A 13579-nucleotide genomic window follows, 5' to 3' on the forward strand; every position below is an offset into this window, starting at 1 on the left:
GTGGCACGCGTCGTAGTCGACGTCATGCTCAAGCCCGAGATCCTCGACCCGCAGGGACAGGCGGTGCAGCGCGCACTGCCCCGTCTCGGCTTCGAGGGAATCGCGGACGTACGTCAGGGAAAGCGTTTCGAGCTGGAGGTCGAGGGGCCGGTCGACGACGCCGCCCTCGCCCGCATTCACGAGATGGCCGAGACTTTCCTCGCCAACACCGTCATCGAGGACTTCACCGTGAAGGTGGAGAAGGCCGAGGAGTCCAAGTGACTGCTCGTATCGGAGTCGTCACCTTTCCCGGCACGCTCGACGACCAGGACAGCCTGAGGGCCGTACGGGTCGCGGGCGCCGAACCCGTATCGCTGTGGCACCGCGACAAGGACCTGCACCAGGTCGACGCGGTCGTCCTGGCCGGTGGTTTCTCCTACGGCGACTATCTGCGGGCCGGTGCGATCTCCCGCTTCTCGCCCGTCATGGAGACGATCATCGAGCAGGCCCGCGGGGGGATGCCGGTGCTCGGCATCTGCAACGGTTTCCAGATCCTGACCGAGGCGCACCTGCTGCCCGGCGCGATGCTGCGGAACAACCACCTGCACTTCATCTGCCGCGACCAGAAGCTCCGCGTCGAGAACGCGGAGACCGCCTGGACCTCGGACTACGCCGCGGGCCAGGAGATCTCCGTACCGCTCAAGAACATGGACGGGCGGTACGTCGCCGACGAGCGCGTGCTCGACGAGCTGGAGGCGGAGGGCCGCGTCGCCTTCCGCTACCTGGACATGAACCCGAACGGGTCGCTGCGCGACATCGCCGGCATCACCAACGCCGAGGGCAACGTCGTCGGCCTGATGCCGCACCCGGAGCACGCCGTCGAGCCGCTGATCGGAACCGGCCGCACCGACGGACTCGGTTTCTTCACCTCGATCATCAAGAAGCTGGTCAACGCATGAGCCTGGACACGGTCAAGCACGCGGCCGAGACCCCGGACGTCGAGCAGCCCTGGAAGGAGCTCGGCCTCAAGGAGGACGAGTACGCCCGGATCCGCGAGATCCTGGGCCGCCGCCCCACCGGCGCCGAGCTCGCCATGTACTCCGTGATGTGGTCCGAGCACTGCTCGTACAAGAGCAGCAAGGTCCACCTCAAGCAGTTCGGCGAGAAGGCCCCCGCCAACGACGCGATGCTCGTCGGCATCGGCGAGAACGCCGGCGTGGTCGACGTCGGCCAGGGGTACGCGGTCACCTTCAAGGTCGAGTCGCACAACCACCCCTCGTACATCGAGCCCTACCAGGGCGCGGCGACCGGCGTCGGCGGCATCGTCCGCGACATCCTCGCCATGGGCGCCCGCCCGGTCGCGGTCGTCGACCCGCTGCGGTTCGGCGCCGCCGACCACCCCGACACCAAGCGCGTCCTGCCGGGCGTCGTCGCGGGCATCGGCGGCTACGGCAACTGCCTGGGCCTGCCGAACATCGGCGGCGAGGTCGTCTTCGACGCCTGCTACCAGGGCAACCCGCTGGTCAACGCCGGCTGCATCGGCGTGATGAAGCACGAGGACATCCACCTCGCCAAGGCCTCCGGCCCCGGCAACAAGGTGATCCTCTACGGCGCCCGCACCGGCGGCGACGGCATCGGCGGCGTCTCGGTGCTGGCGTCGGAGACCTTCGACGACACCAAGCCCGCCAAGCGCCCGGCCGTCCAGGTCGGCGACCCGTTCCAGGAGAAGCTCCTCATCGAGTGCACCCTGGAGGTCTTCCAGGAGAAGCTCGTCGCGGGCATCCAGGACCTCGGCGGCGCCGGGCTGTCCTGCGCCACGTCCGAGCTGGCCTCCGCGGGCTCCGGCGGCATGCGCGTCGAGCTGGACACCGTGCCGCTGCGCGACGCGACCCTCTCGCCCGAGGAGATCCTCATGAGCGAGTCGCAGGAGCGCATGTGCGCGATCGTCGAGCCGCAGCACGTCGACCGCTTCCTGGAGATCTGCGAGAAGTGGGACGTCATCGCCACCGTCATCGGCGAGGTGACCGAGGGCGAGCGCCTGGAGATCTTCTGGCACGGCGAGCAGATCGTCGACGTCCCGCCGCGCTCGGTCGCCCATGAGGGCCCGACGTACCACCGTCCGTACGCCCGCCCGTCCTGGCAGGACGCGCTCCAGGCGGACGACGCGGGGAAGCTGGCCCGTCCGGCGGACGGCGCCGGGCTGCGCGAGCAGGTCCTCAGGCTGGTCGCGTCCCCGAACCAGGCGTCGAAGTCCTGGATCACCGACCAGTACGACCGGTTCGTGCAGGGCAACACCGTGCTCGCGATGCCCGAGGACGCCGGCATCGTCCGGATCGACGAGAAGTCGAACCTGGGCGTGGCCATGGCGACCGACGGCAACGGCCGGTACGCCAAGCTCGACCCGTACACCGGCGCGCAGCTCGCGCTGGCGGAGGCGTACCGCAACGTCGCCGCCACCGGCGCCAAGCCGCTCGCCGTCTCGGACTGCCTGAACTTCGGCTCGCCCGAGGACCCGGACGTCATGTGGCAGTTCGCCGAGGCCACCCGCGGTCTCGCGGACGGCTGCCTGGCGCTGGGCACCCCGGTCACCGGCGGCAATGTGTCGCTGTACAACCAGACGGGTGAGACGGCGATCCACCCGACGCCGGTCGTCGCCGTGCTCGGCGTGATCGACGACGTCTCCCGGCGCACGCCGGTCGCGTTCGCGCAGGAGGGCCAGCTGCTCTACCTGCTGGGCGACACGCGCGAGGAGTTCGGCGGCTCGGCGTGGTCCGAGGTCGTCCACGGCCACCTGGGCGGGCTGCCGCCCCAGGTCGACCTGGAGCGCGAGAAGCTGCTCGCCGAGATCCTGATCTCGGCCTCCCGCGACGGCATGATCGACGCGGCGCACGACCTCTCCGACGGCGGTCTGGTCCAGGCGGTCGCCGAGTCCTGCCTGCGCGGCGGGAACGGCGCCCGGCTGGTCGTGCCGGACGGGCTCGACGCGTTCACGTTCCTCTTCTCCGAGTCGGCGGGGCGCGCGGTCGTCTCGGTGCCGCGCAGCGAGGAGCTCCGCTTCAACGACATGTGCGGGGCGCGCGGTCTGCCCGCCGCCCGGATCGGTGTCGTGGACGGCGACGAGATCGAGGTCCAGGGCGAGTTCAGCATCCCGCTGAGCGAGCTGCGCACCGCGCACGAGGAGACCATTCCGGGTCTGCTCGCCTGACGAGCGGTCGGTTCTCCCACGGGGCGCCCGCGGGATGAACGGGACCGCGGGTTGCGGGACAGACGGGACCACGGGGCGGCCCCGTCCGGCGCATGGCGCTCGGACGGGGCCGCCCCGCTCCGTCCCCGTTACCTCGGGGCGGCGGCCCGCCTCCATGGATTTGACCGGGTAAATTATTTAACCCGAATCAAGATTCATCCTGGTACAGTGCCGCCATGACCGAGGGGATGAGCCTGCGCGAGCGCAAGAAGCTCCAGACGCGCCGCCGCCTGCTGACCGCGGCCACCGAGCTCTTCTCCGAGCGCGGCTTCGACAAGGTCTCGGTCGCCGAGATCGCCGAGGCGGCCGAGGTGTCGAAGATGACTGTCTTCAACTACTTCGACGGCAAGGAGGACCTGGTCCTCTCCCCGATGGCGGAGCACATCGGGGACGTCGCCCGCGCGGTACGGGGCCGGGCCCCCGGCGAGTCCGCCCTGGCCGCCGTGCGCGCCCAGTTCCTGGCCGCCGTCGAGCACCGCGAGCCCTCGGTCGGCATGAGCGATCTGCCGACGGTGCTCGGGGTGAGCCGGCTGATCCAGGAGACGCCGGCGCTGATGCTCCGGACCCACGTGCTCTCCCTGCGCAGTCACGAGCTGCTGACCGAGGTCCTGGTCGAGGAGGGGGAGGAGCCGCCCCTCGCCCGGATCGTGTCGGCCCAGCTGACCGGCACCCGCAACTCGCTCATCCACGCGAACCGGCAGCGGCTGCTGGCGGGCGAGTCGGCGGACACGATCGCCGCCGACGCCACCGCCCTCGCGGAACGCGGATTCGGCCTGCTCGCGCGGGGCCTGGGCGACTACGCGATCCGGCACTGAACGAGCCGCCGGGGGCGGCGCCGGCGCAGAACAGGCCGACGGCGTCGACAACGAGCGGCCCCGGCGGCGCGTCGACATCGAGCGGCCCCGGCCGCGTCGGCCGACGGGCCGCAGGCCGCGTACGTCCGCCGGACACTCCCTAGGTCCGCCGCAGGCCGTAGGCTCCGGGCATGCCGCCGTCCCAGAAACGTGCCCGCCGCTACGACCCGGTCCGGACCCGCAGCGCGGTCCTGGCGCAGTTCGCCCACGTCCGGGAGGCCGTCGGCACGCTGACGCCCGATCAGCTCGCGCTGCCGACCCGGCTCGGGGACTGGACCGTACGGGAGCTCGCCGCCCACCTGGCCCTGGGGCTCTCGCAGGTCGCACGGAGGCTGGAGGAGCCCGGGCCCGCCTCGCCCGAGCCCGGCACGAAGCTGCTCGACTGGCCCTTCACGACCGCGGACCGGGCCGCGCGCATCGACGCGGACACCCGGGCGCTCGCCGCGGACCGGCCCGATCTGGACGCGCTGTTCGGGGAGGTCGCCGGGCGGTTCGAGGAGCTGGTGCCCGGCGCGGGCGACGAACGGCTGCTGTCGACCCCGGCCGGGGCGATGCGCCTTACGGACGTCCTGGTCACCCGCGCCGTCGAACTCGTCGTGCACACCGACGACCTGAACGAGGCGGCCGGCCTCGGCATCCCGTACGACCGACAGGCGCTCGCCGCCTGCACCCGGCTGCTCGCCGACGCCCTCGCGGAGAAGGCGCCCGGGGGCTCGGTCGAGGTGCGCGTCCCGCCGTTCGCCGTGGTGCAGTGCGTGCAGGGCCCCCGGCACACCCGGGGAACGCCGCCCAACGTCGTCGAGACCGACCCGCTCACCTGGATCCGGCTCGCCACCGGCCGCGCGGAGTGGGCGCGGGCCCTCGACGACGCGAAGGTCGCGGCCAGCGGCGAACGGGCCGATCTCGCCGCCCTCCTGCCCCTGATGAGGTGAGGAACCCGCCCGCCGGGGCGAGGGGCCCGCACCCGCCGGGAACCGGACGCACCCGCCGGGAACCGGACGCACCCGCCGGGAGCCGGTCGCCCCGCCGCGGACCTGACGCCCCGCCGGAACCGGACCGCCGCCCCGGCCGTCACAGGGCCGTGGACCCGCGACGCGCGGCATCGGCGATCCTCGTCCGCCTCGCCGCCCCGGCCGCCTGCGATACGGGGGCGGGCACCCGGGCGGACGAAGCGGCGCCGGCCCGGGCGCCCCTCACGGGCGTCCGCTGGACCGTCGACTCGGTGACGATCGGCGCGGAGCGGACCGGGGCCCCGGACCGCGCCCACTTCACGATCGACGCCGAGGGCGGCGTCACGGGCGATCTCGGCTGCAACCGGTTCCGCGGCGGCGCCCTCTCCGGTTCCACGATCACGTTCGACGGCATCGGGACCACCAGGACGATGTGACCCGCCGCCCAGGCGAAGCCGGAACGGACGCTGCCGGGGATCGATCCTGGACGGACGGACGACGTACCGGATCGACGGGCGCACCCTGACCCTCGCCTCGGTGAACGGCGGGTCGCTCGGCGCCACGGCCCCGGAATCCGACGAGTGAGCCCCGCGGCCCCGGCCGCCCCCGCAGCCCCAGACTTCCCCGCTCGGGCGCCCCGGCCGCCCCGCGGTCGAGTCCGCTCACGGCTTCCGATCCGCCCCGCGGTCGCGGCGACCCGCACGTTCCAGGCCGCCCCGCGACCCCGTACACGCCCGATCCGACGCGTGCGGCCGCCTTTTCCGGTGTGAGGCTCGCCACGAAACAGGCGTTCGGCCGCGTTCCGCGCACCACCCCCGCCCGGTTCACCGAGCGCCACCAACCGGCCCGGCGACCGCCCCGCCCCGCGTGGCCGGAAATCGCCGCTATCGGGGCGCTGATCCGCATCGCCGCCGCCCTGTGGCCGATCAGCGCCCCGTGCCGCGCGGTCCCCGCGAACCGGGTTCGGTCACCGAGCGTGAGCGGCCGGTCGGGTCCCGGGGCCACCTCGGGGAGTGCTTACGCGATGGTCCGGCGCGGTATCCCGAATTCGGACCAGTGGTCGACCTCGCCTACACTCGGTGGCGTGCCTCGTGGTGATGGACGACTCAGCCACGACCTGCTCCCCGGAGAGAAGGGCCCCCAGGACGCATGTGGCGTCTTCGGTGTCTGGGCTCCCGGCGAAGAGGTCGCCAAGCTCACCTATTTCGGACTGTATGCCCTGCAGCACCGTGGACAGGAGTCCGCGGGTATCGCAGTGAGCAACGGGTCGCAGATCCTGGTCTTCAAGGACATGGGACTCGTCTCGCAGGTCTTCGACGAAACGTCCCTGGGATCCCTCCAGGGCCATATCGCCGTGGGCCATGCCCGCTACTCCACCACCGGAGCCTCGGTGTGGGAGAACGCGCAGCCGACGTTCCGTGCCACCGCGCACGGCTCGATCGCGCTGGGGCACAACGGCAACCTGGTCAACACGGCCCGCCTCGCCGAGATGGTCGCGGACCTGCCCCGCAAGGACGGCCGCGCCACCCAGGTCGCCGCGACCAACGACACCGACCTGGTGACCGCGCTGCTCGCCGGCCAGACGGACGACGACGGCAAGCCGCTCACCGTCGAGCAGGCCGCCCCGAAGGTGCTTCCCGACGTGAAGGGCGCCTTCTCCCTCGTCTTCATGGACGAGCACACCCTCTACGCCGCCCGTGATCCGCAGGGCATCCGCCCGCTGGTCCTCGGCCGCCTGGAGCGTGGCTGGGTGGTCGCCTCCGAGACCGCCGCCCTCGACATCTGCGGCGCCAGCTTCGTTCGCGAGATCGAGCCGGGCGAGCTCGTCGCCATCGACGAGAACGGGCTGCGCACCTCCCGGTTCGCGGAGGCGAAGCCGAAGGGCTGCGTTTTCGAGTACGTCTACCTGGCCCGCCCCGACACCGACATCGCCGGGCGCAACGTCTACCTCTCCCGGGTGGAGATGGGCCGCAGGCTCGCCGCCGAGGCCCCGGTCGAGGCCGACCTGGTGATAGCGACCCCGGAGTCCGGCACCCCCGCCGCCATCGGCTACGCGGAGGCCAGCGGCATCCCGTTCGGCTCCGGCCTGGTGAAGAACGCCTACGTCGGCCGCACCTTCATCCAGCCCTCGCAGACCATCCGCCAGCTGGGCATCCGCCTCAAGCTGAACCCGCTCAAGGAAGTCATCAAGGGCAAGCGCCTGGTCGTCGTCGACGACTCGATCGTCCGCGGCAACACCCAGCGCGCCCTGGTCCGGATGCTCCGCGAGGCGGGCGCCGCCGAGATCCACATCCGGATCTCGTCCCCGCCGGTCAAGTGGCCGTGCTTCTTCGGCATCGACTTCGCGACCCGCGCCGAGCTGATCGCCAACGGCATGACGGTCGACGAGATCGGCGCCTCGATGGGTGCCGACTCGCTCGCGTACATCTCGCTGGACGCCATGATCGAGGCGACCACGATCGCCAAGCCGAACCTCTGCCGCGCCTGCTTCGACGGCGAATACCCGATGGAGCTGCCGGACCCGGAGCTGCTCGGTAAGCAACTGCTGGAGACCGAGCTGGCGGCAGGACCCGCGGCGACCGCCGCGTCCGACGCCCTGCGTCGGCCGTGACGGCCCGGCCGTTCACCCGGCCCCACCAGCCCCGTATCTCCACACGAAAGATCCCAGGCCATGTCTGAGACAACAGGTGCTTCCTACGCGGCAGCGGGCGTCGACATCGAGGCCGGCGACCGCGCGGTCGAGCTGATGAAGAAGTGGGTGAAGAAGACCCGGCGCCCGGAGACCGAGGGCCTCGGCGGCCTCGGCGGCTTCGCCGGCCTCTTCGACGCCTCCGCCCTCAAGCGCTACGAGCGCCCGCTGCTGGCCTCCGCCACCGACGGCGTCGGCACCAAGGTCGACCTCGCCCGCAGGATGGGCGTGTACGACACCATCGGCCGCGATCTCGTCGGCATGGTCGTCGACGACCTCGTCGTGTGCGGCGCCGAGCCGCTCTTCATGACCGACTACATCTGCGTCGGCAAGGTCCACCCCGAGCGGGTCGCGGCGATCGTGAAGGGCGTCGCCGAGGGCTGCGTGCTCGCCGGCTGTTCCCTGGTCGGCGGCGAGACCGCCGAGCACCCGGGGCTGCTGGCGCCGGACGACTTCGACATCGCCGGCGCGGGCACCGGCGTGGTCGAGGCCGACCGGCTGCTGGGCCCGGACCGCATCCGCGAGGGTGACGCGGTGATCGCCATGGCGTCCTCCGGCCTTCACTCCAACGGGTACTCGCTCGTCCGCCACGTCTTCTTCGACCGGGCCGGCTGGACGCTGGACCGCGAGGTCGAGGAGTTCGGCCGGACCCTCGGCGAGGAGCTCCTGGAACCGACCCGGATCTACTCGCTGGACTGCCTCGCCCTCACCCGGACGACCGAGGTGCACGGCTTCAGCCATGTGACCGGCGGCGGCCTGGCCAACAACCTGGCCCGGGTCATCCCCGACCACCTGCACGCGAGGGTCGACCGTTCCACCTGGACCCCGGGCGCGGTCTTCGACCTGGTCGGCGAGGCCGGCAAGGTCGAGCGGCTGGAGCTGGAGAAGACGCTGAACATGGGCGTCGGCATGATCGCCGTCGTCCCCGCCGAATCCGTCGACGCCGCCCTCACCACCCTGGCCGACCGCGGGGTCGACTCCTGGGTCGCGGGCGAGATCACCGGACGCGGCGAGCACACCACGGGTGCGGAGCTGGTGGGTGACTACGCGCGGTAGTGCGGCGCGACGCGGCGGACCGGTGACCGGGGCGACCCGGTCGCTCCGCCGGCCGACGCGCCCGAACCCGCCGGGGCTCCGTGCCCACTCGACCGGCGGACCGGACCGGGGTAGCACAGAACCCGGTCCGGGCGAGGCCCGGACCGGGTCGGTGTGTCAGCGCGAGGTCAAGCGCCGCGGCGCTTTGACGCAGGACCGGACTTGTCGTCCTCGTCCTCGTCCTCGTCGTCGGTGTTGTACAGATCCGCGTACCGTGCGTACGGGTCGTCTTCCTCGTCTTCGAACGGCTCCGCGTTCGGTGGCTGACTTGAAGACGATGCGCCCAGCTCATTGGCCAGACGCGACAGGTCAGTCCCGCCGGTGCTGTACTTCAGCTGGCGGGCGACCTTGGTCTGCTTGGCCTTTGCCCGGCCGCGCCCCATGGCTCGACCCCCTCGGTGACGGGGCTCGACGGCCCCAGAGTCTTGACACGCGTTCATGTTTCAGGACGGACTCTCATCGGAGAGACCGTGCCCGTAGGGCTTCAACGGTACCTGCTTCCGCGACCATACGGTACGCCGCCCGCATCAAGCGCCCCGGAAGCCGACCGGCGAGAAGCCCCGTCCTCGCTGGTCAACTGCGATTTTAACCTCTTCCGGGCATGCGACCCGCCGACCGGCGTGAGACTTCTCTCCCCGGTCGGCGGGCCGTATGCTCCGGGGCGTCGGGTGACGCCCCGGTCACCCTCAGCGCCGGCGCGCCTCCGCCATCCGCTGCTCGGCGATCCGGTCGGCCGCGGCCGCCGGCGGGATGCCGTCTTCCTTCGCACGCGCGAATATGGCGAGCGTGGTGTCGAAGATCTTCGACGCCTTGGCCCTGCACCGGTCGAAGTCGAAGCCGTGCAGCTCGTCCGCCACCTGGATGACGCCGCCCGCGTTCACCACGTAGTCGGGGGCGTACAGGATCGACCGGTCCGCGAGGTCCTTCTCCACGCCCGGGTGCGCGAGCTGGTTGTTGGCCGCGCCGCACACCACCTTCGCCGTGAGCACGGCGACGGAGGCGTCGTTCAGCGCGCCGCCGAGCGCGCACGGGGCGTAGATGTCGAGGCCCTCGGTGCGGATCAGCGCCTCGGTGTCCGCGGCGACGGCGACCTCGGGGTGCTTCTCGGTGACGCGGCGCACCGACTCCTCGCGCACGTCCGTGATCACGACCTCGGCGCCGTCCGAGAGCAGGTGCTCGACCAGGTGGTGACCGACCTTGCCGACGCCGGCGACCGCTACTTTTCGGCCACGCAGCGTCGGGTCGCCCCAGAGGTGCTGCGCGGAGGCCCGCATGCCCTGGAAGACGCCGAACGCGGTGAGCACGGAGGAGTCGCCGGCGCCGCCGTTCTCGGGGGAGCGGCCGGTGGTCCAGCGGCACTCGCGGGCGACGACGTCCATGTCGGAGACGTAGGTGCCGACATCGCACGCGGTCACGTAGCGGCCGCCGAGCGAGGCCACGAAGCGGCCGTAGGCGAGCAGCAGTTCCTCGGTCTTGATCCGCTCGGGATCGCCGATGATCACGGCCTTGCCGCCGCCGTGGTCGAGGCCGGCCATGGCGTTCTTGTAGGACATGCCGCGCGACAGGTTCAGCGCGTCCGCGACGGCCTCCTCCTCGGAGGCGTACGGATAGAAGCGGGTGCCGCCGAGGGCCGGGCCCAGGGCGGTGGAGTGGAGGGCGATGACGGCCTTGAGGCCGCTGGCGCGGTCCTGGCAGAGCACGACTTGCTCGTGACCCCCCTGATCCGAGCGGAACAGGGTGTGCAGGACGCCGTCGGTTACATCGGTCACGGTGGTGACTCCCAAGTACGAAGCGGCGGAGGACCCTCCTGAAGGTGGGGAGGGCCGTGGACCGGCCCGGCAGGCGGGTCCGACTGGGCAAGAGGGTAAGTCCTGCGCGGGCCGGATCGGGCCGGGTGCCGGGGATCACCCCCCGGAGGAGTACGGGCATGACACGATCTATGGCATGTCGGTGGTGTCCTCGGTGCTCGTCCCGTACGCGTCCTACCTCCGGGTCTACGAACCGCTCGCCGCCTTCCCGGAGCCCGAGCGGGAGCACTGGACGCGATACGCGGGGCGCGCGCGGATCCCCACGGCGCAGGACGAACTGCGCCGGTCGCTCGCGGATTTGGCGGCCACCCCGCCGTCCGGGGTGCCGGCGCACGAGAGCGCGGACGCGTTCGTCGCGGAGGCGGACGGCGTGGTGTGCGTCTGCCCGTGGCGGACCAGGCTGCGCGGCTGGCTGGCGCTGCGGGAGCTGGCGGACATGTTCCCCGGGCCGGTGCTCGACGCGGTGCTGCCGCCGGTGGTGCGCGGGCAGGCGGTCGCGGACCACGAGCGGTGGGCGGAGCGCAATCCGGACGCCAGACCGTGGATCCTGACCGCGCTGTGGCAGGTGCCGGTGCGCTGGTTCGTGCTCTTCTCCGACGCGGAACGGGAGTACGCGGCGGCGGGCGCGGGCGGCGAGCCGCCGGTGCTGCGCTACCGGACGCCGATGGTGCAGGCCCGGCGCCGGCTGGCCCGCACGCTGCGGACCCTGCGCGAGACCGTCGACGAGGGGCCGCTGACCGAGGGGCTGGTGGAGGTGGGGCGCTGGCTGGAGGAGTTCCACCCGCGGTCCCTGGTGGAGCTGGACTACGCGGGACTGGTGCACGCGCTGCCGGCGGAGCGGCTGGCCGAGGACCGCTCGGCGGCCGATGTGGCCGAGGGGGTGGAGGCGCTGCGGGCCGGGGACGCCGACCGGGCGAGCGAGGCGTACGCCCGGCTGGCGGAGCGCTGGCGGGCGGTAAGAGATCGTCAGTTCGCGAACTGAACGCCCCCTTGTTCGCGTCTGAACCTCTGTGTCCTGTGACACGTGAGGATGAAGAGGCGGAAGAATACCCGAAAGGGCTTCGGGACCTACGTCCCGAACCGGGCCTTTGCCTCAAGCGTGATGGATAGCACTAACGGGGCTCTTGCGCCCTTCCCTACTCCTCGTGCCAAAATAGGACAAGGAGTCCGGGGAGGTCTCCTTCCGCCCAACTATGGGCGGATTGCTCTGCATTGCACGCTATGGGGGGTCTGGTGACTCCTGATCGCTCTGTGACTGATCGTCACGGTGGTGTGACTGTCCGCTATGGCATGGTCCATCGGCTTCCGTCGCTGATGAACACCTGGGAGGGCAATTCCATCGGTTTGGCCGACGTGGCTGGACGGATGGTGTAGTTGTAGTGCCGAGGACAAGCCGTTCGTCCTATAACCGACTCGGCCCGCGTCCGCCATTTCGGGCAACGCGGGTCAAGGTGCAGAATTTAGAGGAAAGAACCGAGATGGTTCGGTTCTCCCGAGGAGGCCGCTCATGACCGCTCGCACCCCTGATGCCGAGCCGCTGCTGACCCCGGCTGAGGTCGCCACGATGTTCCGCGTGGACCCGAAGACGGTTACCCGCTGGGCGAAGGCGGGCAAGCTCACGTCCATCCGCACGCTCGGTGGACACCGCCGGTACCGCGAGGCAGAGGTCCGCGCACTGCTCGCGGGTATTCCGCAGCAGCGCAGTGAGGCCTGACACACCCCCTGTCGCCGCGCCACATCCGGGCCGCCGGGTCCCCCAACCCGCACAGGTCCGCCCATAGCTCCACATGACGGGCGCCCGCCCCAACGGGCGCCATACCTGTGCGACACGGGTACGTCGTTCGATCGCGCTGGACTCCGCCGGGTCCGGCGCGATCTCGTTTCGCGTTCCGCCGCCCCGGGCGGGGCTCCTTCCGGAGCCCTGTCCGGGGCGGCGTGCGTGTGTGACCCACGCCGCTTCCGCCTGTCCCCGGGGGCCGTTGGAAACCGGGCGTCCGGTCGGCTCCGGGGCGCGGCGGCGGTGCGGGCCCCGTGCCGCCTCGCGCGCCGCCGGTCGACGGGACCCGTGTGGTGTCCGTCGCTCTCCTCGGGTGCTGCCGTCCGGGAGGTGCAATTGCACATATTAAATTCGGGAGTTGTAGGAAGGGCGTAAGGTCACCTGTTCGTAAATCTCCTTTAGTGACTCCCGTCACATCGCTCGAAGTGGGCCGCGGGACGCCCTCGGATCCATGTCGGCACTTGTCCCGCCTCGGCCGTCGGGTGGGGCCTTCGGGCCCGATCCCCGAGACGCCGCTCTGACGCCCTGCGGGGGCCGGGTCGTGGGTTCGACGTCGGCTCGGCCTCAAAGGCCGCCACAGGGCCCCTGAGGGCCTCCGGGCGGGGCTGACGGCCGGTCAGGGAGGTTGGGGCGCACGGGGGATGGGGTGATCCGGGGGTGGGGCGCGCCGCGGAGGCGGGATGCGCCCGGGGGAGGGGGGCGGCCCCGGGCCGGTGGGGCGCCGGGCGCGTTCGCGGGCGTCCGGGCGTGGCCCGGGGCGACCGCGCGGGCTGGGGCGCGGGTGACGGTCGCGAGGTGCGGGTGGTGGTCACGAGGCGTGGAGCGCGGGGTGTGCGGACGGGGCGGCCCGAGCGGCCGGCGGGCGGGCCCGCCCGCTCGCCCGGAAGCTCCCGGCGGTCCCGAGGCGTCCCGGAGGCCCTGGGGCCCCGGCGGCCCCGGCGGACGGGTGGCCCGCCGCCCGGCACACGCGAAAGCCCGGATCCAGGGGATCCGGGCTTCCTCACTGCGGTCCTGACGGGATTTGAACCCGCGGCCTCCACCTTGACAGGGTGGCGAGCACTCCAAACTGCTCCACAGGACCAGGTTTTCGCTGCCGCCTTGCGGCTGGCTGCGGAAACAGACTGTACAGCAGTTCCGAGGGTGCGGTCGACTTCACCCGAGGTGACCGCACCGTCACGGCGCC

The 13579-nt window shown here is 71.9% G+C and carries 12 protein-coding genes and 1 tRNA gene; 10 read left to right on the forward strand and 3 right to left on the reverse strand.

The annotated features are described in order from the left end of the window. The 8 genes from purS to purM all read left to right on the forward strand — a co-directional run bounded on the left by purS (nt 1) and on the right by purM (nt 8772). Nucleotides 1–261: a phosphoribosylformylglycinamidine synthase subunit PurS gene (purS, locus tag WA762_RS03010; RefSeq protein ID WP_311311191.1), complete on the forward strand. Its 261-nt coding sequence runs from the start codon at nt 1–3 to the stop codon at nt 259–261. Continuing rightward, the gene (gene purQ, locus WA762_RS03015) at nt 258–938 is read left to right on the forward strand and encodes a phosphoribosylformylglycinamidine synthase subunit PurQ (protein WP_335932650.1); all 681 of its coding nucleotides are present in this window, start codon (nt 258–260) and stop codon (nt 936–938) included. Before purS ends, purQ begins: the two co-directional genes overlap by 4 nt. Continuing rightward, nucleotides 935–3184: a phosphoribosylformylglycinamidine synthase subunit PurL gene (gene purL, locus WA762_RS03020; RefSeq protein ID WP_335932651.1), complete on the forward strand. Its 2250-nt coding sequence runs from the start codon at nt 935–937 to the stop codon at nt 3182–3184. Before purQ ends, purL begins: the two co-directional genes overlap by 4 nt. A gap of 215 nt (nt 3185–3399) precedes the next feature. After that, entirely contained in the window at nt 3400–4038 is a 639-nt protein-coding gene (locus WA762_RS03025; protein WP_335932652.1) for a TetR/AcrR family transcriptional regulator, read from the forward strand. 170 nt (nt 4039–4208) lie between these two features. Then, the gene (locus WA762_RS03030) at nt 4209–5009 is read left to right on the forward strand and encodes a maleylpyruvate isomerase family mycothiol-dependent enzyme (protein ID WP_335932653.1); all 801 of its coding nucleotides are present in this window, start codon (nt 4209–4211) and stop codon (nt 5007–5009) included. A gap of 149 nt (nt 5010–5158) precedes the next feature. Next, nucleotides 5159–5464, forward strand: coding sequence for an META domain-containing protein (locus WA762_RS03035; protein WP_335932654.1), 306 nt, complete (start codon nt 5159–5161; stop codon nt 5462–5464). A gap of 647 nt (nt 5465–6111) precedes the next feature. Continuing rightward, a complete protein-coding gene (gene purF, locus WA762_RS03040) occupies nt 6112–7638 on the forward strand; it encodes an amidophosphoribosyltransferase (protein WP_335932655.1) in 1527 nt (508 codons plus the stop codon). Nucleotides 7639–7698: 60 nt separating this feature from the next. Next, nucleotides 7699–8772, forward strand: a complete 1074-nt coding sequence (gene purM, locus WA762_RS03045) for a phosphoribosylformylglycinamidine cyclo-ligase (RefSeq protein ID WP_335932656.1) — start codon at nt 7699–7701, stop codon at nt 8770–8772. A gap of 167 nt (nt 8773–8939) precedes the next feature. On the opposite strand, the gene WA762_RS03050 is transcribed toward purM, so the two are convergent. Together WA762_RS03050 and WA762_RS03055 are read right to left on the reverse strand one after the other, a co-directional pair. After that, nucleotides 8940–9194 carry a DUF3073 domain-containing protein gene (locus tag WA762_RS03050; protein ID WP_073786650.1) on the reverse strand — a complete coding sequence of 85 codons (255 nt, stop codon included), beginning with the start codon at nt 9192–9194 and terminating at the stop codon, nt 8940–8942. Between the two features lie 303 nt (nt 9195–9497). Beyond that, nucleotides 9498–10580: a Leu/Phe/Val dehydrogenase gene (locus WA762_RS03055; RefSeq protein WP_335932657.1), complete on the reverse strand. Its 1083-nt coding sequence runs from the start codon at nt 10578–10580 to the stop codon at nt 9498–9500. Between the two features lie 175 nt (nt 10581–10755). On the opposite strand from WA762_RS03055, the gene WA762_RS03060 reads away from it, so the two are divergent. Next, nucleotides 10756–11601 (forward strand): DUF8083 family protein, encoded by an 846-nt coding sequence (locus WA762_RS03060; protein ID WP_335932658.1) that lies wholly within the window; start codon nt 10756–10758, stop codon nt 11599–11601. A 525-nt stretch (nt 11602–12126) separates the two neighbouring features. Further along, nucleotides 12127–12333, forward strand: a complete 207-nt coding sequence (gene bldC / locus WA762_RS03065; RefSeq protein WP_003949541.1) for a developmental transcriptional regulator BldC — start codon at nt 12127–12129, stop codon at nt 12331–12333. A 1069-nt stretch (nt 12334–13402) separates the two neighbouring features. Here bldC and WA762_RS03070 read toward each other — a convergent pair. Then, nucleotides 13403–13477, reverse strand: a tRNA-Asp gene (locus WA762_RS03070). Nucleotides 13478–13579 lie beyond the last annotated feature (102 nt).

This window comes from Streptomyces tyrfis, from assembly GCF_037034285.1.
Classification (GTDB): Bacteria; Actinomycetota; Actinomycetes; order Streptomycetales; family Streptomycetaceae; genus Streptomyces.

What these genes read in the sequence shown, in the direction of transcription:
- WA762_RS03030 (WP_335932653.1), top strand. Translation starts at nt 4,209, where the DNA reads ATGCCGCCGTCCCAGAAACGTGCCCGCCGCTACGACCCGGTCCGGACC.
- bldC (WP_003949541.1), top strand. Translation starts at nt 12,127, where the DNA reads ATGACCGCTCGCACCCCTGATGCCGAGCCGCTGCTGACCCCGGCTGAG.
- purM (WP_335932656.1), top strand. Translation starts at nt 7,699, where the DNA reads ATGTCTGAGACAACAGGTGCTTCCTACGCGGCAGCGGGCGTCGACATC.
- WA762_RS03025 (WP_335932652.1), top strand. Translation starts at nt 3,400, where the DNA reads ATGACCGAGGGGATGAGCCTGCGCGAGCGCAAGAAGCTCCAGACGCGC.
- WA762_RS03050 (WP_073786650.1), bottom strand. Translation starts at nt 9,194, where the DNA reads ATGGGGCGCGGCCGGGCAAAGGCCAAGCAGACCAAGGTCGCCCGCCAG.
- purL (WP_335932651.1), top strand. Translation starts at nt 935, where the DNA reads ATGAGCCTGGACACGGTCAAGCACGCGGCCGAGACCCCGGACGTCGAG.
- WA762_RS03060 (WP_335932658.1), top strand. Translation starts at nt 10,756, where the DNA reads ATGTCGGTGGTGTCCTCGGTGCTCGTCCCGTACGCGTCCTACCTCCGG.